Source organism: Mesorhizobium sp. EU05-FHT14A09 (assembly GCF_058790995.1).
In genome coordinates this window covers 1,185,299-1,201,863 of sequence record NZ_JBYTDF010000001.1, presented here as the reverse complement: position 1 = coordinate 1,201,863, position 16,565 = coordinate 1,185,299, and the positions used below count along the sequence as shown (strand labels likewise).

General features: G+C 60.8%; 29 protein-coding genes. All 29 read right to left on the bottom strand.

The features are described from left to right. Positions 1-236: 236 nt before the first annotated feature. Positions 237-1,670, bottom strand: coding sequence for an alkaline phosphatase (gene phoA, locus AC3WTO_RS05685; protein WP_492459678.1), 1,434 nt, complete (start codon positions 1,668-1,670; stop codon positions 237-239). A gap of 232 nt (positions 1,671-1,902) precedes the next feature. Then, entirely contained in the window at positions 1,903-2,328 is a 426-nt protein-coding gene (gene rplQ / locus AC3WTO_RS05680; protein WP_492459677.1) for a 50S ribosomal protein L17, read from the bottom strand. A gap of 105 nt (positions 2,329-2,433) precedes the next feature. Further along, on the bottom strand, positions 2,434-3,444 hold the full coding sequence (locus AC3WTO_RS05675; RefSeq protein WP_326895267.1) for a DNA-directed RNA polymerase subunit alpha: 1,011 nt from the start codon (positions 3,442-3,444) through the stop codon (positions 2,434-2,436). Between the two features lie 100 nt (positions 3,445-3,544). Beyond that, positions 3,545-3,934: a 30S ribosomal protein S11 gene (gene rpsK, locus AC3WTO_RS05670; RefSeq protein ID WP_024924781.1), complete on the bottom strand. Its 390-nt coding sequence runs from the start codon at positions 3,932-3,934 to the stop codon at positions 3,545-3,547. A gap of 126 nt (positions 3,935-4,060) precedes the next feature. After that, positions 4,061-4,429 (bottom strand): 30S ribosomal protein S13, encoded by a 369-nt coding sequence (gene rpsM / locus AC3WTO_RS05665; RefSeq protein WP_024924780.1) that lies wholly within the window; start codon positions 4,427-4,429, stop codon positions 4,061-4,063. A gap of 197 nt (positions 4,430-4,626) precedes the next feature. Then, entirely contained in the window at positions 4,627-5,220 is a 594-nt protein-coding gene (locus AC3WTO_RS05660) for an adenylate kinase (RefSeq protein WP_492459676.1), read from the bottom strand. Further along, positions 5,217-6,557: a preprotein translocase subunit SecY gene (secY, locus tag AC3WTO_RS05655; protein WP_492459674.1), complete on the bottom strand. Its 1,341-nt coding sequence runs from the start codon at positions 6,555-6,557 to the stop codon at positions 5,217-5,219. Before secY ends, AC3WTO_RS05660 begins: the two co-directional genes overlap by 4 nt. A 131-nt stretch (positions 6,558-6,688) precedes the next feature. Next, positions 6,689-7,162 carry a 50S ribosomal protein L15 gene (rplO, locus tag AC3WTO_RS05650; protein ID WP_492459673.1) on the bottom strand — a complete coding sequence of 158 codons (474 nt, stop codon included), beginning with the start codon at positions 7,160-7,162 and terminating at the stop codon, positions 6,689-6,691. A 17-nt stretch (positions 7,163-7,179) separates the two neighbouring features. Further along, on the bottom strand, positions 7,180-7,377 hold the full coding sequence (gene rpmD, locus AC3WTO_RS05645) for a 50S ribosomal protein L30 (RefSeq protein WP_054311493.1): 198 nt from the start codon (positions 7,375-7,377) through the stop codon (positions 7,180-7,182). A gap of 25 nt (positions 7,378-7,402) precedes the next feature. Beyond that, positions 7,403-7,972, bottom strand: a complete 570-nt coding sequence (rpsE, locus tag AC3WTO_RS05640; RefSeq protein WP_492459672.1) for a 30S ribosomal protein S5 — start codon at positions 7,970-7,972, stop codon at positions 7,403-7,405. A gap of 152 nt (positions 7,973-8,124) precedes the next feature. Further along, a complete protein-coding gene (rplR, locus tag AC3WTO_RS05635) occupies positions 8,125-8,484 on the bottom strand; it encodes a 50S ribosomal protein L18 (RefSeq protein ID WP_492459671.1) in 360 nt (119 codons plus the stop codon). 132 nt (positions 8,485-8,616) lie between these two features. After that, entirely contained in the window at positions 8,617-9,150 is a 534-nt protein-coding gene (rplF, locus tag AC3WTO_RS05630; RefSeq protein ID WP_492459670.1) for a 50S ribosomal protein L6, read from the bottom strand. Between the two features lie 32 nt (positions 9,151-9,182). Then, positions 9,183-9,581, bottom strand: coding sequence for a 30S ribosomal protein S8 (gene rpsH / locus AC3WTO_RS05625; protein WP_492459669.1), 399 nt, complete (start codon positions 9,579-9,581; stop codon positions 9,183-9,185). A gap of 12 nt (positions 9,582-9,593) precedes the next feature. Next, positions 9,594-9,899, bottom strand: coding sequence for a 30S ribosomal protein S14 (gene rpsN, locus AC3WTO_RS05620; protein WP_492459668.1), 306 nt, complete (start codon positions 9,897-9,899; stop codon positions 9,594-9,596). A 27-nt stretch (positions 9,900-9,926) separates the two neighbouring features. After that, the gene (gene rplE, locus AC3WTO_RS05615; RefSeq protein ID WP_379110105.1) at positions 9,927-10,496 is read right to left on the bottom strand and encodes a 50S ribosomal protein L5; all 570 of its coding nucleotides are present in this window, start codon (positions 10,494-10,496) and stop codon (positions 9,927-9,929) included. Then, positions 10,489-10,803, bottom strand: a complete 315-nt coding sequence (rplX, locus tag AC3WTO_RS05610; RefSeq protein WP_492459667.1) for a 50S ribosomal protein L24 — start codon at positions 10,801-10,803, stop codon at positions 10,489-10,491. The genes rplE and rplX overlap by 8 nt, the downstream gene beginning before the upstream one ends. Positions 10,804-10,815: 12 nt before the next feature. After that, positions 10,816-11,184, bottom strand: a complete 369-nt coding sequence (gene rplN / locus AC3WTO_RS05605) for a 50S ribosomal protein L14 (protein ID WP_024924768.1) — start codon at positions 11,182-11,184, stop codon at positions 10,816-10,818. Positions 11,185-11,257: 73 nt separating this feature from the next. Next, entirely contained in the window at positions 11,258-11,497 is a 240-nt protein-coding gene (rpsQ, locus tag AC3WTO_RS05600) for a 30S ribosomal protein S17 (RefSeq protein ID WP_054311485.1), read from the bottom strand. An 11-nt stretch (positions 11,498-11,508) separates the two neighbouring features. Further along, on the bottom strand, positions 11,509-11,709 hold the full coding sequence (rpmC, locus tag AC3WTO_RS05595) for a 50S ribosomal protein L29 (RefSeq protein WP_054311484.1): 201 nt from the start codon (positions 11,707-11,709) through the stop codon (positions 11,509-11,511). A 14-nt stretch (positions 11,710-11,723) separates the two neighbouring features. Next, a complete protein-coding gene (gene rplP / locus AC3WTO_RS05590; protein WP_054311483.1) occupies positions 11,724-12,137 on the bottom strand; it encodes a 50S ribosomal protein L16 in 414 nt (137 codons plus the stop codon). Between the two features lie 27 nt (positions 12,138-12,164). Then, positions 12,165-12,887: a 30S ribosomal protein S3 gene (rpsC, locus tag AC3WTO_RS05585; RefSeq protein ID WP_129415658.1), complete on the bottom strand. Its 723-nt coding sequence runs from the start codon at positions 12,885-12,887 to the stop codon at positions 12,165-12,167. Continuing rightward, the gene (rplV, locus tag AC3WTO_RS05580) at positions 12,887-13,276 is read right to left on the bottom strand and encodes a 50S ribosomal protein L22 (protein ID WP_101934562.1); all 390 of its coding nucleotides are present in this window, start codon (positions 13,274-13,276) and stop codon (positions 12,887-12,889) included. The genes rpsC and rplV overlap by 1 nt, the downstream gene beginning before the upstream one ends. 2 nt (positions 13,277-13,278) lie before the next feature. Next, on the bottom strand, positions 13,279-13,557 hold the full coding sequence (gene rpsS / locus AC3WTO_RS05575; RefSeq protein WP_492459666.1) for a 30S ribosomal protein S19: 279 nt from the start codon (positions 13,555-13,557) through the stop codon (positions 13,279-13,281). 16 nt (positions 13,558-13,573) lie between these two features. Then, positions 13,574-14,407, bottom strand: coding sequence for a 50S ribosomal protein L2 (gene rplB, locus AC3WTO_RS05570; RefSeq protein ID WP_101934564.1), 834 nt, complete (start codon positions 14,405-14,407; stop codon positions 13,574-13,576). 23 nt (positions 14,408-14,430) lie between these two features. Continuing rightward, entirely contained in the window at positions 14,431-14,724 is a 294-nt protein-coding gene (locus tag AC3WTO_RS05565) for a 50S ribosomal protein L23 (protein WP_326895275.1), read from the bottom strand. Beyond that, the gene (gene rplD, locus AC3WTO_RS05560) at positions 14,721-15,341 is read right to left on the bottom strand and encodes a 50S ribosomal protein L4 (protein WP_492459665.1); all 621 of its coding nucleotides are present in this window, start codon (positions 15,339-15,341) and stop codon (positions 14,721-14,723) included. Before rplD ends, AC3WTO_RS05565 begins: the two co-directional genes overlap by 4 nt. Then, complete coding sequence (gene rplC / locus AC3WTO_RS05555) at positions 15,341-16,054, bottom strand: 50S ribosomal protein L3 (RefSeq protein WP_101934567.1); 714 nt, start codon at positions 16,052-16,054, stop codon at positions 15,341-15,343. Before rplC ends, rplD begins: the two co-directional genes overlap by 1 nt. A 59-nt stretch (positions 16,055-16,113) precedes the next feature. Further along, on the bottom strand, positions 16,114-16,422 hold the full coding sequence (rpsJ, locus tag AC3WTO_RS05550; RefSeq protein ID WP_006205468.1) for a 30S ribosomal protein S10: 309 nt from the start codon (positions 16,420-16,422) through the stop codon (positions 16,114-16,116). A 65-nt stretch (positions 16,423-16,487) separates the two neighbouring features. After that, on the bottom strand, positions 16,488-16,565 hold a 78-nt coding region (locus tag AC3WTO_RS05545), incomplete at its 5' end, for an EF-Tu C-terminal domain-related protein (RefSeq protein WP_139359809.1).

Genomic DNA, 16,565 nt, shown 5'->3' with positions numbered 1-16,565 from the left:
CTCTTCTGCTAATTTCCGGGTCGGGAACTGTCGTCTACGCCTGCACCGTCGTCTCGAGGAAGGGCCAGAGCTGGCCGAAACAACTTGGCGACAAGCAAAAACTGGCGGCTTTCGTCATGAAAGCCGCCAGCGTTTGAAATCGAAATCATTTCGTTCTGAAAATTTGCGCAGGCGCAATTTCGCATCCCGCGATCAGGCACGCGCCCTTCCCTTGAAGCGGGGAAGAGCCAGGTTCATCAGTCAGCCAGCTTCAACGCATCGCGAATGGTGAAGAACATGTCGGTCTGGTCGGTCAGGCCGGCGAAGTTAGCTGCATGCGGACCATAAGCCGCGACGCGCAGCTGCGCGCCGGTATGTTCCTGATCGTTCTCGTCTTCCGAAGTGCCGTAGTTGATGGTGAGAACCGTGCCGTCCTTGGTGTTCAGTGCCTGGGTGAGGCCGGTGGACTTGGTCTCGTTCGGGATGATCTGGCTGGTGTGGGCATGATCAGCAGTGACGATGACCAGCGTCTTGCCGTCGGTCTTGGCGAAGTCGAGCGCAACCTGCACGGCTTCGTCGAGATCAACCGTCTCGCCGATCTGGCCGCAAGGATTGGCGGCATGGTCCTGCTTGTCGATCGAAGCACCCTCGATCTGCAGGAAGAAGCCCTTTTCATTGGTCTTCAGCAACTCGATAGCCTTGGTCGTCATCGCGGCCAGCGTCGGCACCGTGGCGGCGCGTTCGCTGTTCGGCTCGCAGGTCACCACGGGCTGATCGATGTTGCCATGGTGAGTGGCCTTCGGGCCCTTCCAGCGCACCGGCATGTTGCCTTCCGAGAACAGGCCGAGCACCGGCTTGTCGTTGTTGGCTGCTGTCAGTGCCTTGAGTTCATCGGCATTGCTCACGACCTGGAAGCCACGTTCCTTGGCTTGGTCAAGCAAGGTCTTGTCCTTCCAGTCTCCGGCCTTGGCCGTCTCGCCAAAGCTCTTGGCGCCACCACCCAGCACAACATCGGCGCGGGTGTTCAGCAGTTGCTCGGAAATCGAACCAAGGCCACCGTTCTCCAGCGCGTTGGTCGGGCACTTTTCGGCGGTAGCGGCCGGTCCGTAGCATTTGCGCTGCGTGACATGAGCAATCTGCACGGCGGGAGTAGCATCCTGAATCTCGGCGGTCGAAACATTCCCAGTGCCGATGCCTGCAACTTTCGCCAATTCGATGAGCGTCTTGTGCGGCTTTTCGTGGATGTCGACGGAGATGGCGCCGTTGTAGGTCTTGGTGCCCGTTGCCCAGGCAGATCCGGAAGCAGCGGAATCGGTGACATAGCTCGGCTTGCCGCTCTTCTTGTCGAGCGCATAGTGCGTGTACTGGCCAGTGACCGGCAGCGCGTCGATACCCTTGAAGAAGCCGCCAGCGCCCTCGGCAACGTTACGTGCCACGGTGATCTCGGAATCGCCCATGCCGTCGCCGATGAGCAGGATGACATTCTTCACATCGCCGCCCTGGATATACTTCTGCAGCTCTGCAGTGGCTTCGCCGGTCAAACGCCGTGCGCCGCCTTGCTGAGTGATGTCGCCCTTGGCGGCACGCTGAAGATAGGCATCGGCTGCGCCCTGTCCGTAGACGGTTCCGGAAACAAGAAGTGCGGAAAGCGCTGCCGTAGCCAGCAACGAACGCCTGATGAGATTGTTCATGGTCATCCATCCTTCAAAACGGTGATAGGGCCCCGAGACCCGCCCCCTCACCCGTTTTGTTGGAAAGCCATGACCGGCAGATGACAGCCAGGCAATGGCTGGACGATCGTCCCCTGTCCTCCGATGAAAAGCGGATTTTCGGGCTGATGCGCTAACCGCAAGTGATGCCTAGTCCAAAACAAAAAGGGACCCACGAGGGGTCCCTGAATGTCGTTCAGCAAGTCCGAACGGCTTAAGCTGCTTCGGTCTCTGTCGCTTCGCTTTCGACGCGAGCGCGGTCGGCAGCGCCCTTGGCCGAGGTGTCGCGGTCAACGAACTCGATGACCGCCATGGCAGCGTTGTCGCCCTTGCGGAAGCCCGCCTTCATGATGCGCAGATAGCCGCCGTTGCGCTGCGCGTAACGCGGCGCGATCGTGTCGAACAGGCGCTTCACGACCGGCTCGTTGCCGATCTGGGCGATGACCTGACGACGAGCGTGCAGGTCGCCGCGCTTGCCGAGCGTCACAAGCTTCTCGACGATCGGACGCAGGTCCTTCGCCTTCGGCAGCGTGGTGACGATCTGCTCGTGCTCGATCAGAGACACGGCGAGGTTGGCGAACATCGACTTGCGGTGGCTTACGCTGCGGGCGAAGCGACGGCCTTTAAAACCGTGGCGCATGGCTCTTTTCCTTCTTCAGTTGTTCAAGAGGCCACGGCCTCTGATGATTTTCCGCATGACCGTCGGATCGAGCGGCTCACGCCGCCGATCCTTGGAACTTCATGCTCAATATTGGTCTTCGTAACGTTTTGCGAGGTCTTCGATGTTTTCCGGCGGCCAGTCCGGCACTTCCATACCGAGGTGCAGGCCCATAGCAGCCAGAACTTCCTTGATCTCGTTCAGGGACTTGCGGCCGAAGTTCGGCGTGCGAAGCATTTCCGCTTCCGTCTTCTGGATGAGATCGCCGATGTAGACGATGTTGTCGTTCTTCAGGCAGTTGGCCGAACGCACCGACAGCTCCAGCTCGTCGACCTTCTTGAGGAGCGACGGATTGAAAGCAAGTTCGGTAACGGCCTCGGCCGCGACTTCCTTCTGCGGCTCGTCGAAGTTGACGAACAGCGAGAGCTGATCCTGCAGGATGCGGGCGGCGAAAGCCACGGCGTCCTCACCGGTGACCGAACCGTCGGTCTCCAGAGTCATGGTCAGCTTGTCCTTGTCGAGCTCTTCGCCGTGGCGGGTGTTCTCGACCTTGTAGGAGACCTTCTTGACCGGCGAGTAGAGCGAGTCGACCGGGATGAGACCGATCGGCGCGTCTTCGGCGCGGTTGCGCTCAGCCGGCACATAACCCTTGCCGGTGTCGACGGTGAACTCCATGCGGATCTCCGCGCCCTCGTCGAGGGTGCAGATGACATGGTCGGGGTTCAGGATCTCGACGTCACCAACGGTCTGGATGTCACCAGCAGTGACGGCACCCGGACCCTGCTTGCGCACGACCATGCGCTTGGGGCCATCGCCTTCCATCTTGATGGCGATTTCCTTGATGTTCAGCACGATGTCGGTCACGTCCTCGCGAACACCGCCGATGGACGAGAATTCATGCAGCACGCCGTCGATCTGCACGGCTGTAACAGCCGCACCACGCAGCGACGAGAGCAGCACGCGACGCAGCGCATTGCCCAAAGTCAGGCCGAAACCGCGTTCCAGCGGTTCTGCGACCAGCGTCGTCAGCGTCTTGCCCTTCGACGAGAAGTCGATCTTGTTGGGCTTGATCAGTTCCTGCCAGTTCTTCTGGATCATTTTCTACCCTTCCGTTTCCCCACCACCATCCAATCGTGGCGGGCGACCTGGAAACCATTCGGGAACGCACGAGGCGTTCCCGATGGTATTCGAAAAGCTGTTAGACGCGACGCTTCTTGCGCGGACGGCAGCCATTGTGCGGGATCGGCGTCACGTCACGAATCGAGGTGATGGTGAAGCCGGCGGCCTGCAGCGCGCGGAGCGCCGATTCACGACCCGAACCCGGACCGCAAACCTCGACCTCGAGCATGCGCATGCCGTGTTCCTGCGCCTTCTTAGCGACGTCTTCGGCGGCCATCTGGGCAGCGAACGGGGTCGACTTGCGCGAACCCTTGAAGCCCTGGGCGCCAGCCGACGACCAGGCAATCGCGTTACCCTGGGCGTCGGAAATGGTGATCATGGTGTTGTTGAAGGTCGAGTTGACGTGAGCGACACCCGACGAGATGTTCTTGCGTTCGCGGCGACGGACGCGTGCGGCTTCCTTGGCCATGGTAGTCCTTTCAGTTGATCTCTACACCGCCGTAATGCCAGCGGCTACACCTGGAGGCTGTCGGACTTCGGCGGTAGGCAGTCGTGTTATCCGACTGCCCATTGCCTACTGGCGACTGCCGCCAAATTACTTCTTCTTGCCGGCGATCGCCTTCGCCGGACCCTTGCGGGTGCGGGCGTTGGTGTGCGTGCGCTGACCGCGCACCGGCAGCGAACGACGGTGACGCAGGCCGCGATAGCAGCCAAGGTCCATCAGACGCTTGATGTTCATCGAAACTTCGCGGCGCAGATCGCCTTCGACCTGATAGTCGCGGTCGATCGTCTCGCGGATCTGCAGCACTTCGGCGTCGGTCAACTGGTTGACGCGGCGCTCGGCCGGGATGCCGACCTTGTCGACGATTTCCTGGGCGAACTTCTTGCCGATGCCGTGAATGTACTGAAGCGCGATAACGACGCGCTTGTTGGTCGGAATGTTTACGCCGGCTATACGAGCCATGTCTTCTCTTTCTCCATTTGGGCCGGACGACTGGGTCGAACCGGCGCTTTGCGTGAACCCGCGTCCGGTGGAGGCCGGCCCATGCGGGAGTTCCTGTTCAAAGCGGCTGCCTTGTCCTCACGGACAAGCAAAGCTCATGCCTGATAGGGAGACGGGCCGCCATACTCCAGCAGCCCGGCCTAGTCAAGCTTAATTGTTCATTTCCGGACAGCAGCTGCCAGAAGCGTCTCGATCTGCCCAGTCACGGCATCAATGTCTGCCATGCCGTCGACACCCTTGAGCATGCCCTTGGCGTGGTAGTAACCGATAAGCGGCGCGGTCTTCTTGTAGTACTCGCGCAGGCGCTCTTCGAAGACTTCCGGGTTGTCGTCCTTGCGCACCGGCTGACCGGCTGCCGCCGCTTCCTGCGCGCGCTTGACGATTCGACCAACCAGCACCTTGTCGTCCACGACGAGTTCGATGACGACATCCAGCTTGAGCTTGCGCTCTGCCAGCATTGCTTCCACCGCATCGGCCTGCGCCAATGTGCGCGGATAGCCGTCGAGGATGAACCCCCTGGCGCAATCGTCCTGGTCGATCCGCTCGGCAACGATCGCATTGACGATGGCGTCGGATACCAGTTCACCGGCATCCATGACAGCCTTTGCCTTGAGGCCTACCGGTGTTTCCGCCTTGACCGCGGCACGCAGCATGTCTCCGGTGGAGAGCTGCGGAATGCCGTGTTTTTCAACCAGTCGCTGCGCCTGCGTCCCCTTGCCCGCACCAGGCGGGCCAAGCAATATCAACCTCATCTACCCCTCTTACCTCCGCGCAGCTTCGACTTCTTGATCAGACCCTCGTACTGATGCGCGATCAGGTGACCCTGAATCTGCGCAACGGTGTCGAGCGTTACACTGACAACGATCAGAAGCGAAGTGCCACCAAGGTAGAACGGTACGCCAGTGGCCGAAATCAGGAACTCAGGCATCAAGCAGATGACGACCAGGTAGATGGCACCGATCACCGTTATGCGGGTAAGCACATAGTCGATGTATTCGGCAGTACGCTCACCCGGGCGATAGCCAGGGATGAAGCCGGAATGCTTCTTCAGCTGGTCGGCGGTATCCTTCGGATTGAAGACGATCGCCGTGTAGAAGAACGCGAAGAATACGATCATCGCCGCATAGAACGCCATATACAGCGGCTGTCCGTGACCGAGCGACGCCAGCACGGTGTTCGCCCACGCAGGCAGGTTGGTCGTGCTCGAGAAACCTGCGACGGTTGCCGGCAGGAGCAGCAGCGAGGAAGCGAAGATCGGCGGGATGACGCCCGACGTGTTCAGCTTGAGCGGCAGATGCGAAGTGTCGCCCTGGAACATGCGATTGCCGACCTGGCGCTTCGGATACTGGATCAGAAGCCGGCGCTGGGCGCGCTCAAAGAACACGATCAGCGCGATAACCACGACGGCCAGGATGATGATGGCCAGGATCAGCGGAGTTGACAGCGCGCCGGTACGGCCGAGTTCCAGCGTGCCGGAAATGGCGCTTGGCAACCCGGCCACGATACCGGCGAAGATGATCAGCGAAATACCGTTGCCGATGCCGCGGGCCGTGATCTGTTCGCCCAGCCACATCAGGAACATAGTGCCGCCCACCAGCGTAATGACGGTGGAGATGCGGAAGAACATGCCCGGATCGGTAACAATGCCGTTGCCGTTCTCAAGCCCCGCCGAAATGCCGTAAGCTTGCACGATGGCAAGCAGCACGGTGCCGTAGCGGGTGTACTGGTTGATGACTTTGCGCCCCTGCTCGCCTTCCTTCTTCAGTGCTTCGAGCGACGGAATGACCGACGTCATCAGCTGCATGATGATGGAGGCGGAGATGTAGGGCATGATGCCCAGCGCGAAAATCGCCATGCGCTGCACGGCACCGCCGGCGAACATGTTGAACATGCCCAGCACGCCCTTCGACTGCGACTGGAAAGCCTGCGAGAACGCGGCCGGATCGATACCTGGAAGCGGGATATAAGTGCCAAGGCGATAAACGAGGAGAGCGCCGATCGTAAACCAGATGCGCTTCTTGAGATCCTCGGCCTTGGCGAAGGCCGCAAAATTGAGATTGGATGCTAGTTGTTCAGCAGCCGAAGCCATGGAAATTTCTCCGCCAGATGACGCGGGAGCGCCCGCTTCGGGCAACGCCTATCACCGAGCACCGGACATAGGCTCGGCGGTGTCAAGATGCAAGCGGCCGCGTCAAGACGCGGCCGCTTGTCAAAACATGTTTACTCGGCTGCTGCCTTTTCAGGCAGCTTTACGGAGCCGCCGGCCTTCTCGATCTTCTCGATGGCTGCCTTGGAGGCGCCTGCCACGTCGAAGGTGAGCTTGGCCTTGAGTTCGCCGTCGGACAGAACGCGCACGCCGTCCTTGAGACGGCGGATCACGCCAGCCTTGACGAGTGCCTCACCGGTCACGGTCTCCTTGGCGTCGAGCTTCTTGGCATCGATCGCCGTCTGGATACGGGCGAGCGACACAGTCGCAAAGCTCTTGGCGAAGATGTTGTTGAAGCCGCGCTTCGGCAGACGGCGGTAGAGCGGCATCTGGCCACCCTCGAAGCCGTTGATGGCAACGCCGGAACGGGCCTTCTGACCCTTCACGCCGCGGCCAGCAGTCTTGCCGGAGCCCGAGCCAATGCCGCGTCCGAGACGCTTGCGAGCCTTGGTCGCGCCGTCCTTGTCACGCAGGTCGTTGAGTTTCATGATTCTTCTCCTGCGGCTTACTTCTCGTCCACAACGCGGACGAGATGCTGGACAGCCGCAATCATGCCGCGCACGGAAGGCGTATCTTCCAGCGTGCTCTTGCGGTGCATCTTGTTGAGGCCGAGGCCGACCAGCGTTGCACGCTGTTCCTTCGGCCGACGAATCGGCGAACCGATCTGCTCAACGGTGACAGTTTTGGTAGCTTTTTTGGCCATGTTGGTGGTCCCTCTAAGCTATCGACTATTCATCAGCCGCAACGGCATTGCCGCGGCGGGCCTGAAGGGTCGAATACTTGATGCCACGAGCAGCAGCCACATCCTTCGGATGCATCTGGCGCTTCAGGGCGTCGAACGTGGCGCGAACCATGTTGTACGGGTTCGACGAGCCCATCGACTTGGCGACGACGTCGTGCATGCCGAGCGTCTCGAAGACAGCGCGCATCGGGCCGCCGGCGATGATACCGGTACCCTGCTTGGCGGTGCGCAGCAGAACGCGGCCAGCGCCCCAACGTCCTTCGACGTCGTGGTGCAGCGTACGGCCCGAACGCAGCGGCACGAAGATCATGTCGCGCTTGGCCGACTCAGTCGCCTTGCGGATCGCTTCAGGCACTTCGCGCGCCTTGCCGTGGCCGAAGCCGACGCGGCCCTTCTGGTCGCCGACGACGACGAGCGCGGCGAAGCCGAAGCGACGACCACCCTTCACCACCTTGGCGACGCGGTTGATGTGTACGAGCTTGTCGACGATGCCGTCGTCGCGCTCTTCGCGGTCACGGCCACGATCGCGGCCGCCTTCCCTACGTTCCTGTGCCATATCCTAGTCCTTGTTCTTTTCCGGAAGCACGGGTTGCTGAAATGCCGGCGCCCCTTTTCGAGGTCGCCGGCGGCGAAAAACTTGTGCCTTCTGCACGATCCGTCCCGAAATGTCAGCCCCTTTTTGAAGCCGGCTTTCGGAAAGGTTCTGGCTTAGAAGTTCAGACCACCTTCGCGGGCCGCTTCGGCGAGCGCCTTGACGCGGCCGTGATAGATGTAGGAGCCGCGATCGAAGACGACGTCCTTGACGCCGGCCTTGACGGCACGTTCGGCGACGAGCTTGCCGACTGCGGCTGCTGCGGCGGCGTCAGCACCGGTCTTCTTGGTCGCCTTGAAATCCTTTTCAAGCGTCGAGGCGGCGGCGATCGTGTGACCGGAGGCATCGTCGATCACCTGGACGTAGATGTTCTTCGAAGTGCGGTGCACCGAAAGACGCGGGCGGCCATTGGCGACTGCCTTGATCTGGCGACGAATGCGCGACGAACGGCGCAGAGTGGCTTCTTTGGTTGCCATAGTCTTAATTCCTGCCTTGTAAGACGGGGGGTGCCCTGTGCGGTAGGTTTTTCTCCTCCCGCGGCAACATCCCGTGGCGTTGCATGTGTTCGATCTGGCCCTGTCCGAACAATCGGTGCAGGGCCAGGCCTATTACTTCTTCTTGCCTTCCTTGCGGACGATCTTCTCGCCAGCATAGCGCACGCCCTTGCCCTTGTAGGGCTCCGGACCGCGATACTCGCGGATCTCGGCCGCGACCTGGCCGACCTGCTGCTTGTCGATACCCGAAACGGTGATTTCGGTCGGCTTGCCTACTGTGATCGTGATGCCCTGTGGGGTCTCATAAACCACATCGTGCGAGAAGCCGAGCGCCAACTGCAGGTTCTTGCCCTGCATGGCGGCACGGTAACCGACGCCGGTGATCTCGAGCTTCTTCTCGAAGCCGTCCTTCACGCCGGTCAGGATGTTGACGATCTGGGTGCGGGACATGCCCCACTTGGAGCGTGCGTCCTTCGACTGATCGCGCGGTTCGACGGCGATGCTGCCCTCGTCCAGCTTGACCAGAACTTCGTCGTTGACCACGAACTTCAGCTCGCCCTTCGGACCCTTGGCTGTCACGGTCTGACCGTTGACAGAAGCGGTTACACCGGCCGGTACCGAGACGGGTTTCTTACCAATACGAGACATTTTCTCTCGTCCTTCCTATCTCAACTCGCCGATCAGAAGATCTGGCAGAGGACTTCGCCGCCGACGTTCTGCTCGCGTGCTTCATGATCGGCCATGACGCCTTTCGGGGTCGAAAGGATGGCGATGCCGAGGCCGTTTGCGACCTGCGGAATCGACTTGGCCGAAACGTAGACGCGGCGGCCCGGCTTCGAAACGCGGGAAATTTCGCGCACGACCGGATTGCCGTCGAAATACTTCAGTTCGATCTCGATTTCCGACTTGCCGTTGTCGAAGTCGGTCTGGCTGTAGTCGCGGATGTAACCTTCCGCCTTCAGCACTTCGAGAACACGGGCGCGCAGACGCGAGGCCGGCGTCGAAACCGACGACTTCTTGCGGCCATAGGCGTTGCGGATGCGGGTCAGCATATCGCCGAGAGGATCACTCAATGACATTTTTTGTCCTCCTTACCAGCTCGACTTGACCAGGCCGGGGATCTGGCCAGTGTTGCCGAGATCGCGAAGCGCGATACGCGAGACCTTGAGCTTGCGATAGAAGGCGCGCGGACGGCCAGTGACTTCGCAGCGGTTACGGATACGGATCTTGGCCGAGTTGCGCGGCAGCGCCGAGAGCTTCAGCTGAGCGCGGAAGCGCTCATCCATCGGCTTGGACTGATCCATGACGACTTCCTTGAGAGCCTTACGCTTGGCAGCGTACTGGTCCACAAGCTTGCGGCGCCGGTTGTTCTTCTCGACTGAGCTGGTCTTTGCCATTTCAGATTTTTCCTTTGCTCGCTGCCGTTACTGGCGGAAGGGGAAGTTGAAAGCCTTGAGCAGTGCCCTGGCTTCGTCGTCCGTCTTCGCAGTCGTACAAACGATGATGTCCATGCCCCAGATCTGATCGACCTTGTCGTAGTTGATCTCCGGGAACACGATGTGCTCCTTGATGCCCATGGCATAGTTGCCGCGGCCATCGAAGCTCTTCGGATTCAGGCCGCGGAAGTCGCGAACGCGCGGCAGCGCGATGTTGACCAGGCGGTCCAGGAATTCATACATGCGCTCCTTGCGAAGCGTCACCTTGGTGCCGATCGGCATGTTCTCGCGAACCTTGAAGCCGGCGATCGACTTGCGGGCGCGGGTGATGACCGGCTTCTGGCCAGCGATCATCGCGAGGTCCTCGGCAGCGACCGAAGGCTTCTTGGAATCGCCCGTGGCTTCACCGACACCCATGTTCAGCACGATCTTGTCGATGCGCGGAATCTGCATCTCGTTGTCGTACTTGAACTGCTCCAGCAGCGCCTTCTTGATGGTCTCGTTGTAGACCTGCTTCAGGCGTGGCGTGTTCTGCGCGGTTTGTGCTGCCTTAGCCATTGATGACTTCTCCCGAGCGCTTGGCGACTCGTACCTTCTTGCCGTCCTTCTCAAGCTTGAAGCCAACGCGGGTCGGCTTGCCATCCTTGGGATCGGCAACGGCGATGTTCGAAAGATGGATCGCCGCTTCCTTGCGGATCAGACCGCCCTGCTGGGCCTGGGTCTGGCGCTGGTGGCGAACCACGATGTTGATGCCGCGAACAATCGCGGTGTCTTCCTTCGGCTGAACGGACAGGACTTCGCCGGTGCGGCCCTTGTCCTTGCCGGAAAGCACGACGACCTTGTCGCCTTTGCGGATCTTTTGCATTTCTCCGGCTCCTTACAGCACTTCAGGTGCGAGCGAGATGATCTTCATGTGGTTCTTCGCACGGAGTTCGCGCGGAACCGGCCCGAAGATACGGGTGCCCACCGGCTCTTTCTTGTTATCGACGAGAACGGCTGCGTTCTTGTCGAAACGGATCACGCTGCCGTCCGGACGACGGATGTCCTTGGCCGTGCGAACCACGACCGCCTTCATCACGTCACCCTTCTTCACGCGGCCGCGCGGAATGGCTTCCTTGATCGACACCACGATGATGTCGCCAACAGAAGCGTACTTCCGCTTCGAGCCGCCCAGCACCTTGATGCACATGACACGACGGGCGCCGGAGTTGTCCGCGACGTCGAGGTTTGTTTGCATCTGAATCATGACTGGCCGCCTTCTTCTTCGCTATCGGGACGGGCTTAAGAGCCCCTCCCCGGTCTGTCCAAAATTCGTTTCGTTACGCCTGATCGGAACCGATCACGACCCAGCGCTTGTCCTTGGAAATCGGAGCCGATTCCTGGATGGACACCTGGTCGCCCACCTTGTGGGTGTTGTTCTCGTCATGCGCCTTGTACTTCTTCGACATGCGCACGGTCTTCTTCATCACCGGGTGGGTGAAGCGACGCTCGACCTTGACGACGACCGTCTTCTCGTTCTTGTCGCTGACGACGGTGCCCTGCAGGATGCGCTTTGGCATGATTCTCGTCCTTATGCCTTCTTGGCCGCTGCTTTTTCAGCAGCGATGGTCTTGATGCGCGCGATGTCCTTGCGGACCTGCTTCACGCGCGCGGTCTTTTCGAGCTGGCCGGTGGCCTTCTGAAAGCGCAGGTTGAACTGCTCCTTCTTCAGGTCGGCAAGATCAGCGTCGAGTTCGTCGACGGTCTTCATACGTACGTCAGAGGCCTTCATCGCTTAGCCCTTTCTTATTCTGCAATGCGCTGCACGAAGCGCGTGCGAACCGAGAGCTTGGCGGCGCCGAGGCGCAGGGCCTCGCGAGCGATCTCTTCCGACACACCGTCGATCTCGAACATGACGCGGCCTGGCTTGACGCGGCAAGCCCAGTAGTCGACCGCGCCCTTACCCTTACCCATGCGGACTTCGGTCGGCTTCGAGGTCACCGGAACGTCCGGGAACACACGGATCCAGACCCGGCCGGCACGCTTCATCTCGCGGGTGATCGCGCGGCGGGCCGCCTCGATCTCACGCGCGGTGACGCGGTTCGGCTCCAGCGCCTTCAGTCCGAAGCCGCCGAAATCCAGGTTGGTGCCACCCTTCGCGGTGCCGTGGATACGGCCCTTGAACTGCTTACGGAACTTTGTGCGCTTTGGCTGCAGCATCGTTCTAACTCCAAATTCCTATGCCAATCAGGCGTTTTCGCGACGACGGCTGCGCTCGGAGCGCTCACCGCCCTGCGAATGATCGCCTTCGGTAGCACGACGTTCCGAAGCCATCGGGTCGTGCTCGAGGATCTCGCCCTTGAACACCCACACCTTGACGCCGCAGATGCCATAAGCGGTCTGGGCTTCGGCAGTGCCGTAGTCGACATCGGCGCGCAGCGTATGCAGCGGCACGCGGCCTTCACGGTACCATTCCATGCGGGCGATTTCTGCGCCGCCGAGACGGCCCGAGCAGTTGATACGGATGCCTTCGGCACCCAGGCGCATGGCCGACTGCACGGCACGCTTCATGGCGCGACGGAAGGCGATACGGCGCTCGAGCTGCTGAGCGATCGACTGAGCGATCAGCGTCGCGTCGGTCTCCGGCTTACGCACTTCAACGATGTTGAGGTGCGTTTCGGACTGCGTCATCTCGGTCAGCTTCTTGCGCAGCTTCTCGATGTCGGCGCCCTTCTTGCCGATGATCAGACCCGGGCGAGCAGCGTGAATGGTCACGCGGCACTTCTTGTGCGGACGCTCGATGACGATCTTGGAGATCGCGGCCTGCTTGAGTTCCTTCTCAAGATATTCGCGGATCTTCAGGTCTTCATGCAGCAGCTTGCCGTACTCGCCGGTGTTTGCGTACCAGCGCGAGTCCCAGGTGCGGTTGATGCCGAGACGGAGACCGATCGGATTGATTTTCTGACCCATTATGCGGCCTCCCCTTTCTCTTCAACCTCACGCACGACAATCGTGAGGTGCGAAAACGGCTTTTCGATACGGCTGGCGCGACCGCGGCCACGAGCGTGGAAACGCTTCATGACGATCGACTTGCCGACATAGGCCTCAGCCACGATCAGTGCATCGACATCGAGGTCGTGGTTGTTTTCCGCGTTGGCGATCGCCGATTCCAGCGTCTTCTTCACGGTGTCCGAAATCCGCTTGCGCGAGAATTCGAGATCGTTCAGCGCAGCCGCAACCTTCTTGCCGCGGATCATCGCAGCAACCAGGTTCAGCTTCTGAGGGCTGATACGGATCGTGCGCAGAACGGCACGAGCCTCGTTATCAGCAAGCCTGCGCGGAGCTTTGGCCTTGCCCATGATTACTTCCTCTTCGCTTTCTTATCCGCGCCGTGACCGTAATAGGTCCGGGTCGGAGCGAATTCACCGAACTTGTGACCGACCATGTCCTCGTTCACGGAGACCGGGACATGCTTCTGGCCGTTGTAGACACCGAAGGTGAGACCGACAAACTGCGGCAAGACGGTAGAGCGGCGGCTCCACATCTTGATCACCTCACTACGACCACCTTCACGAACCTTGTCTGCCTTCTTCAGAAGGTAGCCGTCGACGAAAGGGCCTTTCCAAATCGAACGAGTCACTTGGCGTTACCTCTTCTTAGCTCTTGCGCTGATGGCGCGAGCGCACGATGAACTTGTCGGTCGCCTTGTTGGACCGCGTCTTCTTGCCCTTGGTAGGCTTACCCCACGGCGTGACCGGATGACGGCCACCCGAAGTGCGGCCTTCACCACCGCCGTGCGGATGATCGACCGGGTTCATGGCTACACCGCGGTTGTGCGGACGCTTGCCACGCCACACCGTACGACCAGCCTTGCCGTCGTTGATGTTGCCGTGATCGGGGTTCGACACGGCACCGACGGTCGCAAAGCACGAACCGTGCACGATGCGCTGCTCACCTGAGTTCAGACGAAGGATCGCCATGCCCTGGTCACGACCGACGAGCTGAGCATAAGCACCAGCCGAACGGGCAACCTGGCCGCCCTTGCCGGGCTTAAGCTCGATGTTGTGCACGATGGTGCCCACCGGCATGGCCGAGAGCGGCATCGCGTTGCCTGGCTTCACGTCAACCGATTCACCTGCCACAACCTTATCACCAGCCTGCAGGCGCTGCGGGGCGATGATGTAATTCAGCTCGCCGTCCTCATACTTGATGAGAGCGATGAAGGCGGTGCGGTTCGGATCGTACTCCAGGCGCTCGACCGTACCGACCACGTCGAACTTGCGACGCTTGAAGTCGATGATGCGGTACGTGCGCTTGTGACCACCGCCGATGAAGCGGGCCGTGATGCGACCGTAGTTGTTGCGACCGCCCGACTTGGTCAGGCCTTCGGTCAGACCCTTGACGGGTTTGCCCTTGTGGAGACCCGAACGGTCGACGATAACCAGCTGGCGGGTGCTCGGCGTTATCGGGTTATATTTCTTCAGTGCCATTGTCGTTGTCCTCGCGGCCTAGCTCAGAGACCCGTCGCGACGTCGATCGACTGGCCATCGGCCAGCGTTACAACTGCTCGCTTGACGTCGCCCTGGCGGCCGATCGTGCCGCGGAAGCGCTTCACCTTGCCCTTGCGGACCAGCGTGTTAACAGCCGTCACCTTGACGCCGAAAAGCGCCTCGACTGCTGCCTTGATCTCCGGCTTCGACGCCTTCTTGGCGACGTTGAAGACCACCTGGTTGTGCTCGGACGCCATGGTCGACTTTTCGGTGATCGCCGGCGAGACGATCACGTCGTAATGACGAAGGTCGGTCATTTGAAGCGCTCCTCGAGAGCCTCGATGGCGGCCTTGGAAAGGACCAGCGTACCGCGGCGCAGAATGTCGTAGACGTTGATGCCCTGGATGGGCAGCACATCGATGTTCGGGATGTTCGAAGCAGCCCGCTTGAAGCCCTGATCGAGTTCGGCACCGCCGATGAACAGGGCGTTGGTGAGGCCGAGCGACGCGAAGCTCTCGACCAGAGCCTTGGTCTTGGCCTCAGTCAACTTCAGGTCGTCGACGACGATGAGCGACGAGCTCTTAGCCTTGGCCGACAGGGCATGCTTGAGACCAAGCGCACGGACCTTCTTGGGCAGGTCGAATTCATGGCTGCGGACAACCGGGCCATGAGCCTTACCACCGCCGCGGAACTGCGGAGCACGTGCCGAATGGTGACGGGCGCGGCCGGTACCCTTCTGCTTGTACATCTTGGCACCGGTGCGCGCGATGTCGGCGCGGCCCTTGGCCTGATGCGTACCCTGCTGCTTCTTGGCAAGCTGCCAGCGAACGACGCGGGCGAGGATGTCCTCGCGGGGCTCAAGGCCGAAGATCTCTTCCGAGAGCTTCACCTTGCCGGCGTCTTTGCCGGCGAGAGTGGTGATCTTGAGGTCCATTATTCCGCTCCCTCGGTGGCCGGAGCCTGATTGTTGGCGGCAGCGCGGATCGCAGCCGGCTTCGGCGCGTTGGCAGGCAGCGCAACCTTGGCGGCATCGCGAACCAGGATCCAGGCGCCCTTGGTGCCCGGAACCGCGCCACGAATGAGGATGAGGCCGCGGTCGGCATCGGTCGAAACGACTTCGACGTTCTGCGTGGTCACGCGGGTCGCACCCATGTGGCCGGCCATCTTCTTGCCCTTGAACACCTTGCCGGGGTCCTGACGCTGACCGGTCGAACCGTGCACACGATGCGACAGCGAGTTACCATGGGTCGCACGACCACCACCAAAGTGATGGCGCTTGATGACACCCTGGAAACCCTTACCGGTCGAAGTACCGGTGACGTCGACCTTCTGGCCGGCGACGAAGTGGTCAACAGTCAGCTCAGCGCCGACGTCGAGCAGGTTATCCGGAGACACGCGGAACTCGGCGACCTTGGCCTTCGGCTCCACGGAGGCGGCGGCGAAATGACCGCGCATGGCCTTCGACGTGTTCTTCACCTTGGCAAGCCCGACGCCGAGCTGAACAGCAGTATAGCCATTCTTTTCCTGCGTACGCTGCGCGACAACCTGGCAGCTCTCCATGCGGAGAACGGTAACGGGGACATGCTCGCCGGCATCATTGTAGATGCGGGTCATTCCCACCTTCTGTGCAATTACACCTGAACGCATCGGTTCATCTTCCTTCAGAGGAGCAGGTCGGGTCACCCCGCCGGCTCATGGTTCAGCTCTTAGAGCTTGATTTCGACGTCCACGCCGGCGGCCAGATCGAGCTTCATCAGCGCATCAACCGTCTGCGGGGTCGGGTCCACGATGTCGAGCAGGCGCTTGTGAGTGCGCATCTCGAACTGTTCGCGGCTCTTCTTGTCGACGTGCGGCGAACGGTTGACCGTGAACTTTTCGATGCGGGTCGGCAGCGGGATCGGGCCACGAACGTTCGCGCCGGTGCGCTTGGCTGTGGAAACGATTTCCCGCGTCGAAGCATCGAGCACCCGGTGATCGAACGCTTTAAGTCGGATGCGGATATTCTGTCCGTTCATGCGTCTATTCCTTGTTCTGGCGCGGCGCGGGCGTATTCCCGCCCGCGACAGATCTCTTGTTCTTCTTACTCGACGATGGAAGCTACAATGCCGGCGCCGACGGTGCGGCCGCCTTCGCGGATAGCGAAGCGCAGCTTCTCTTC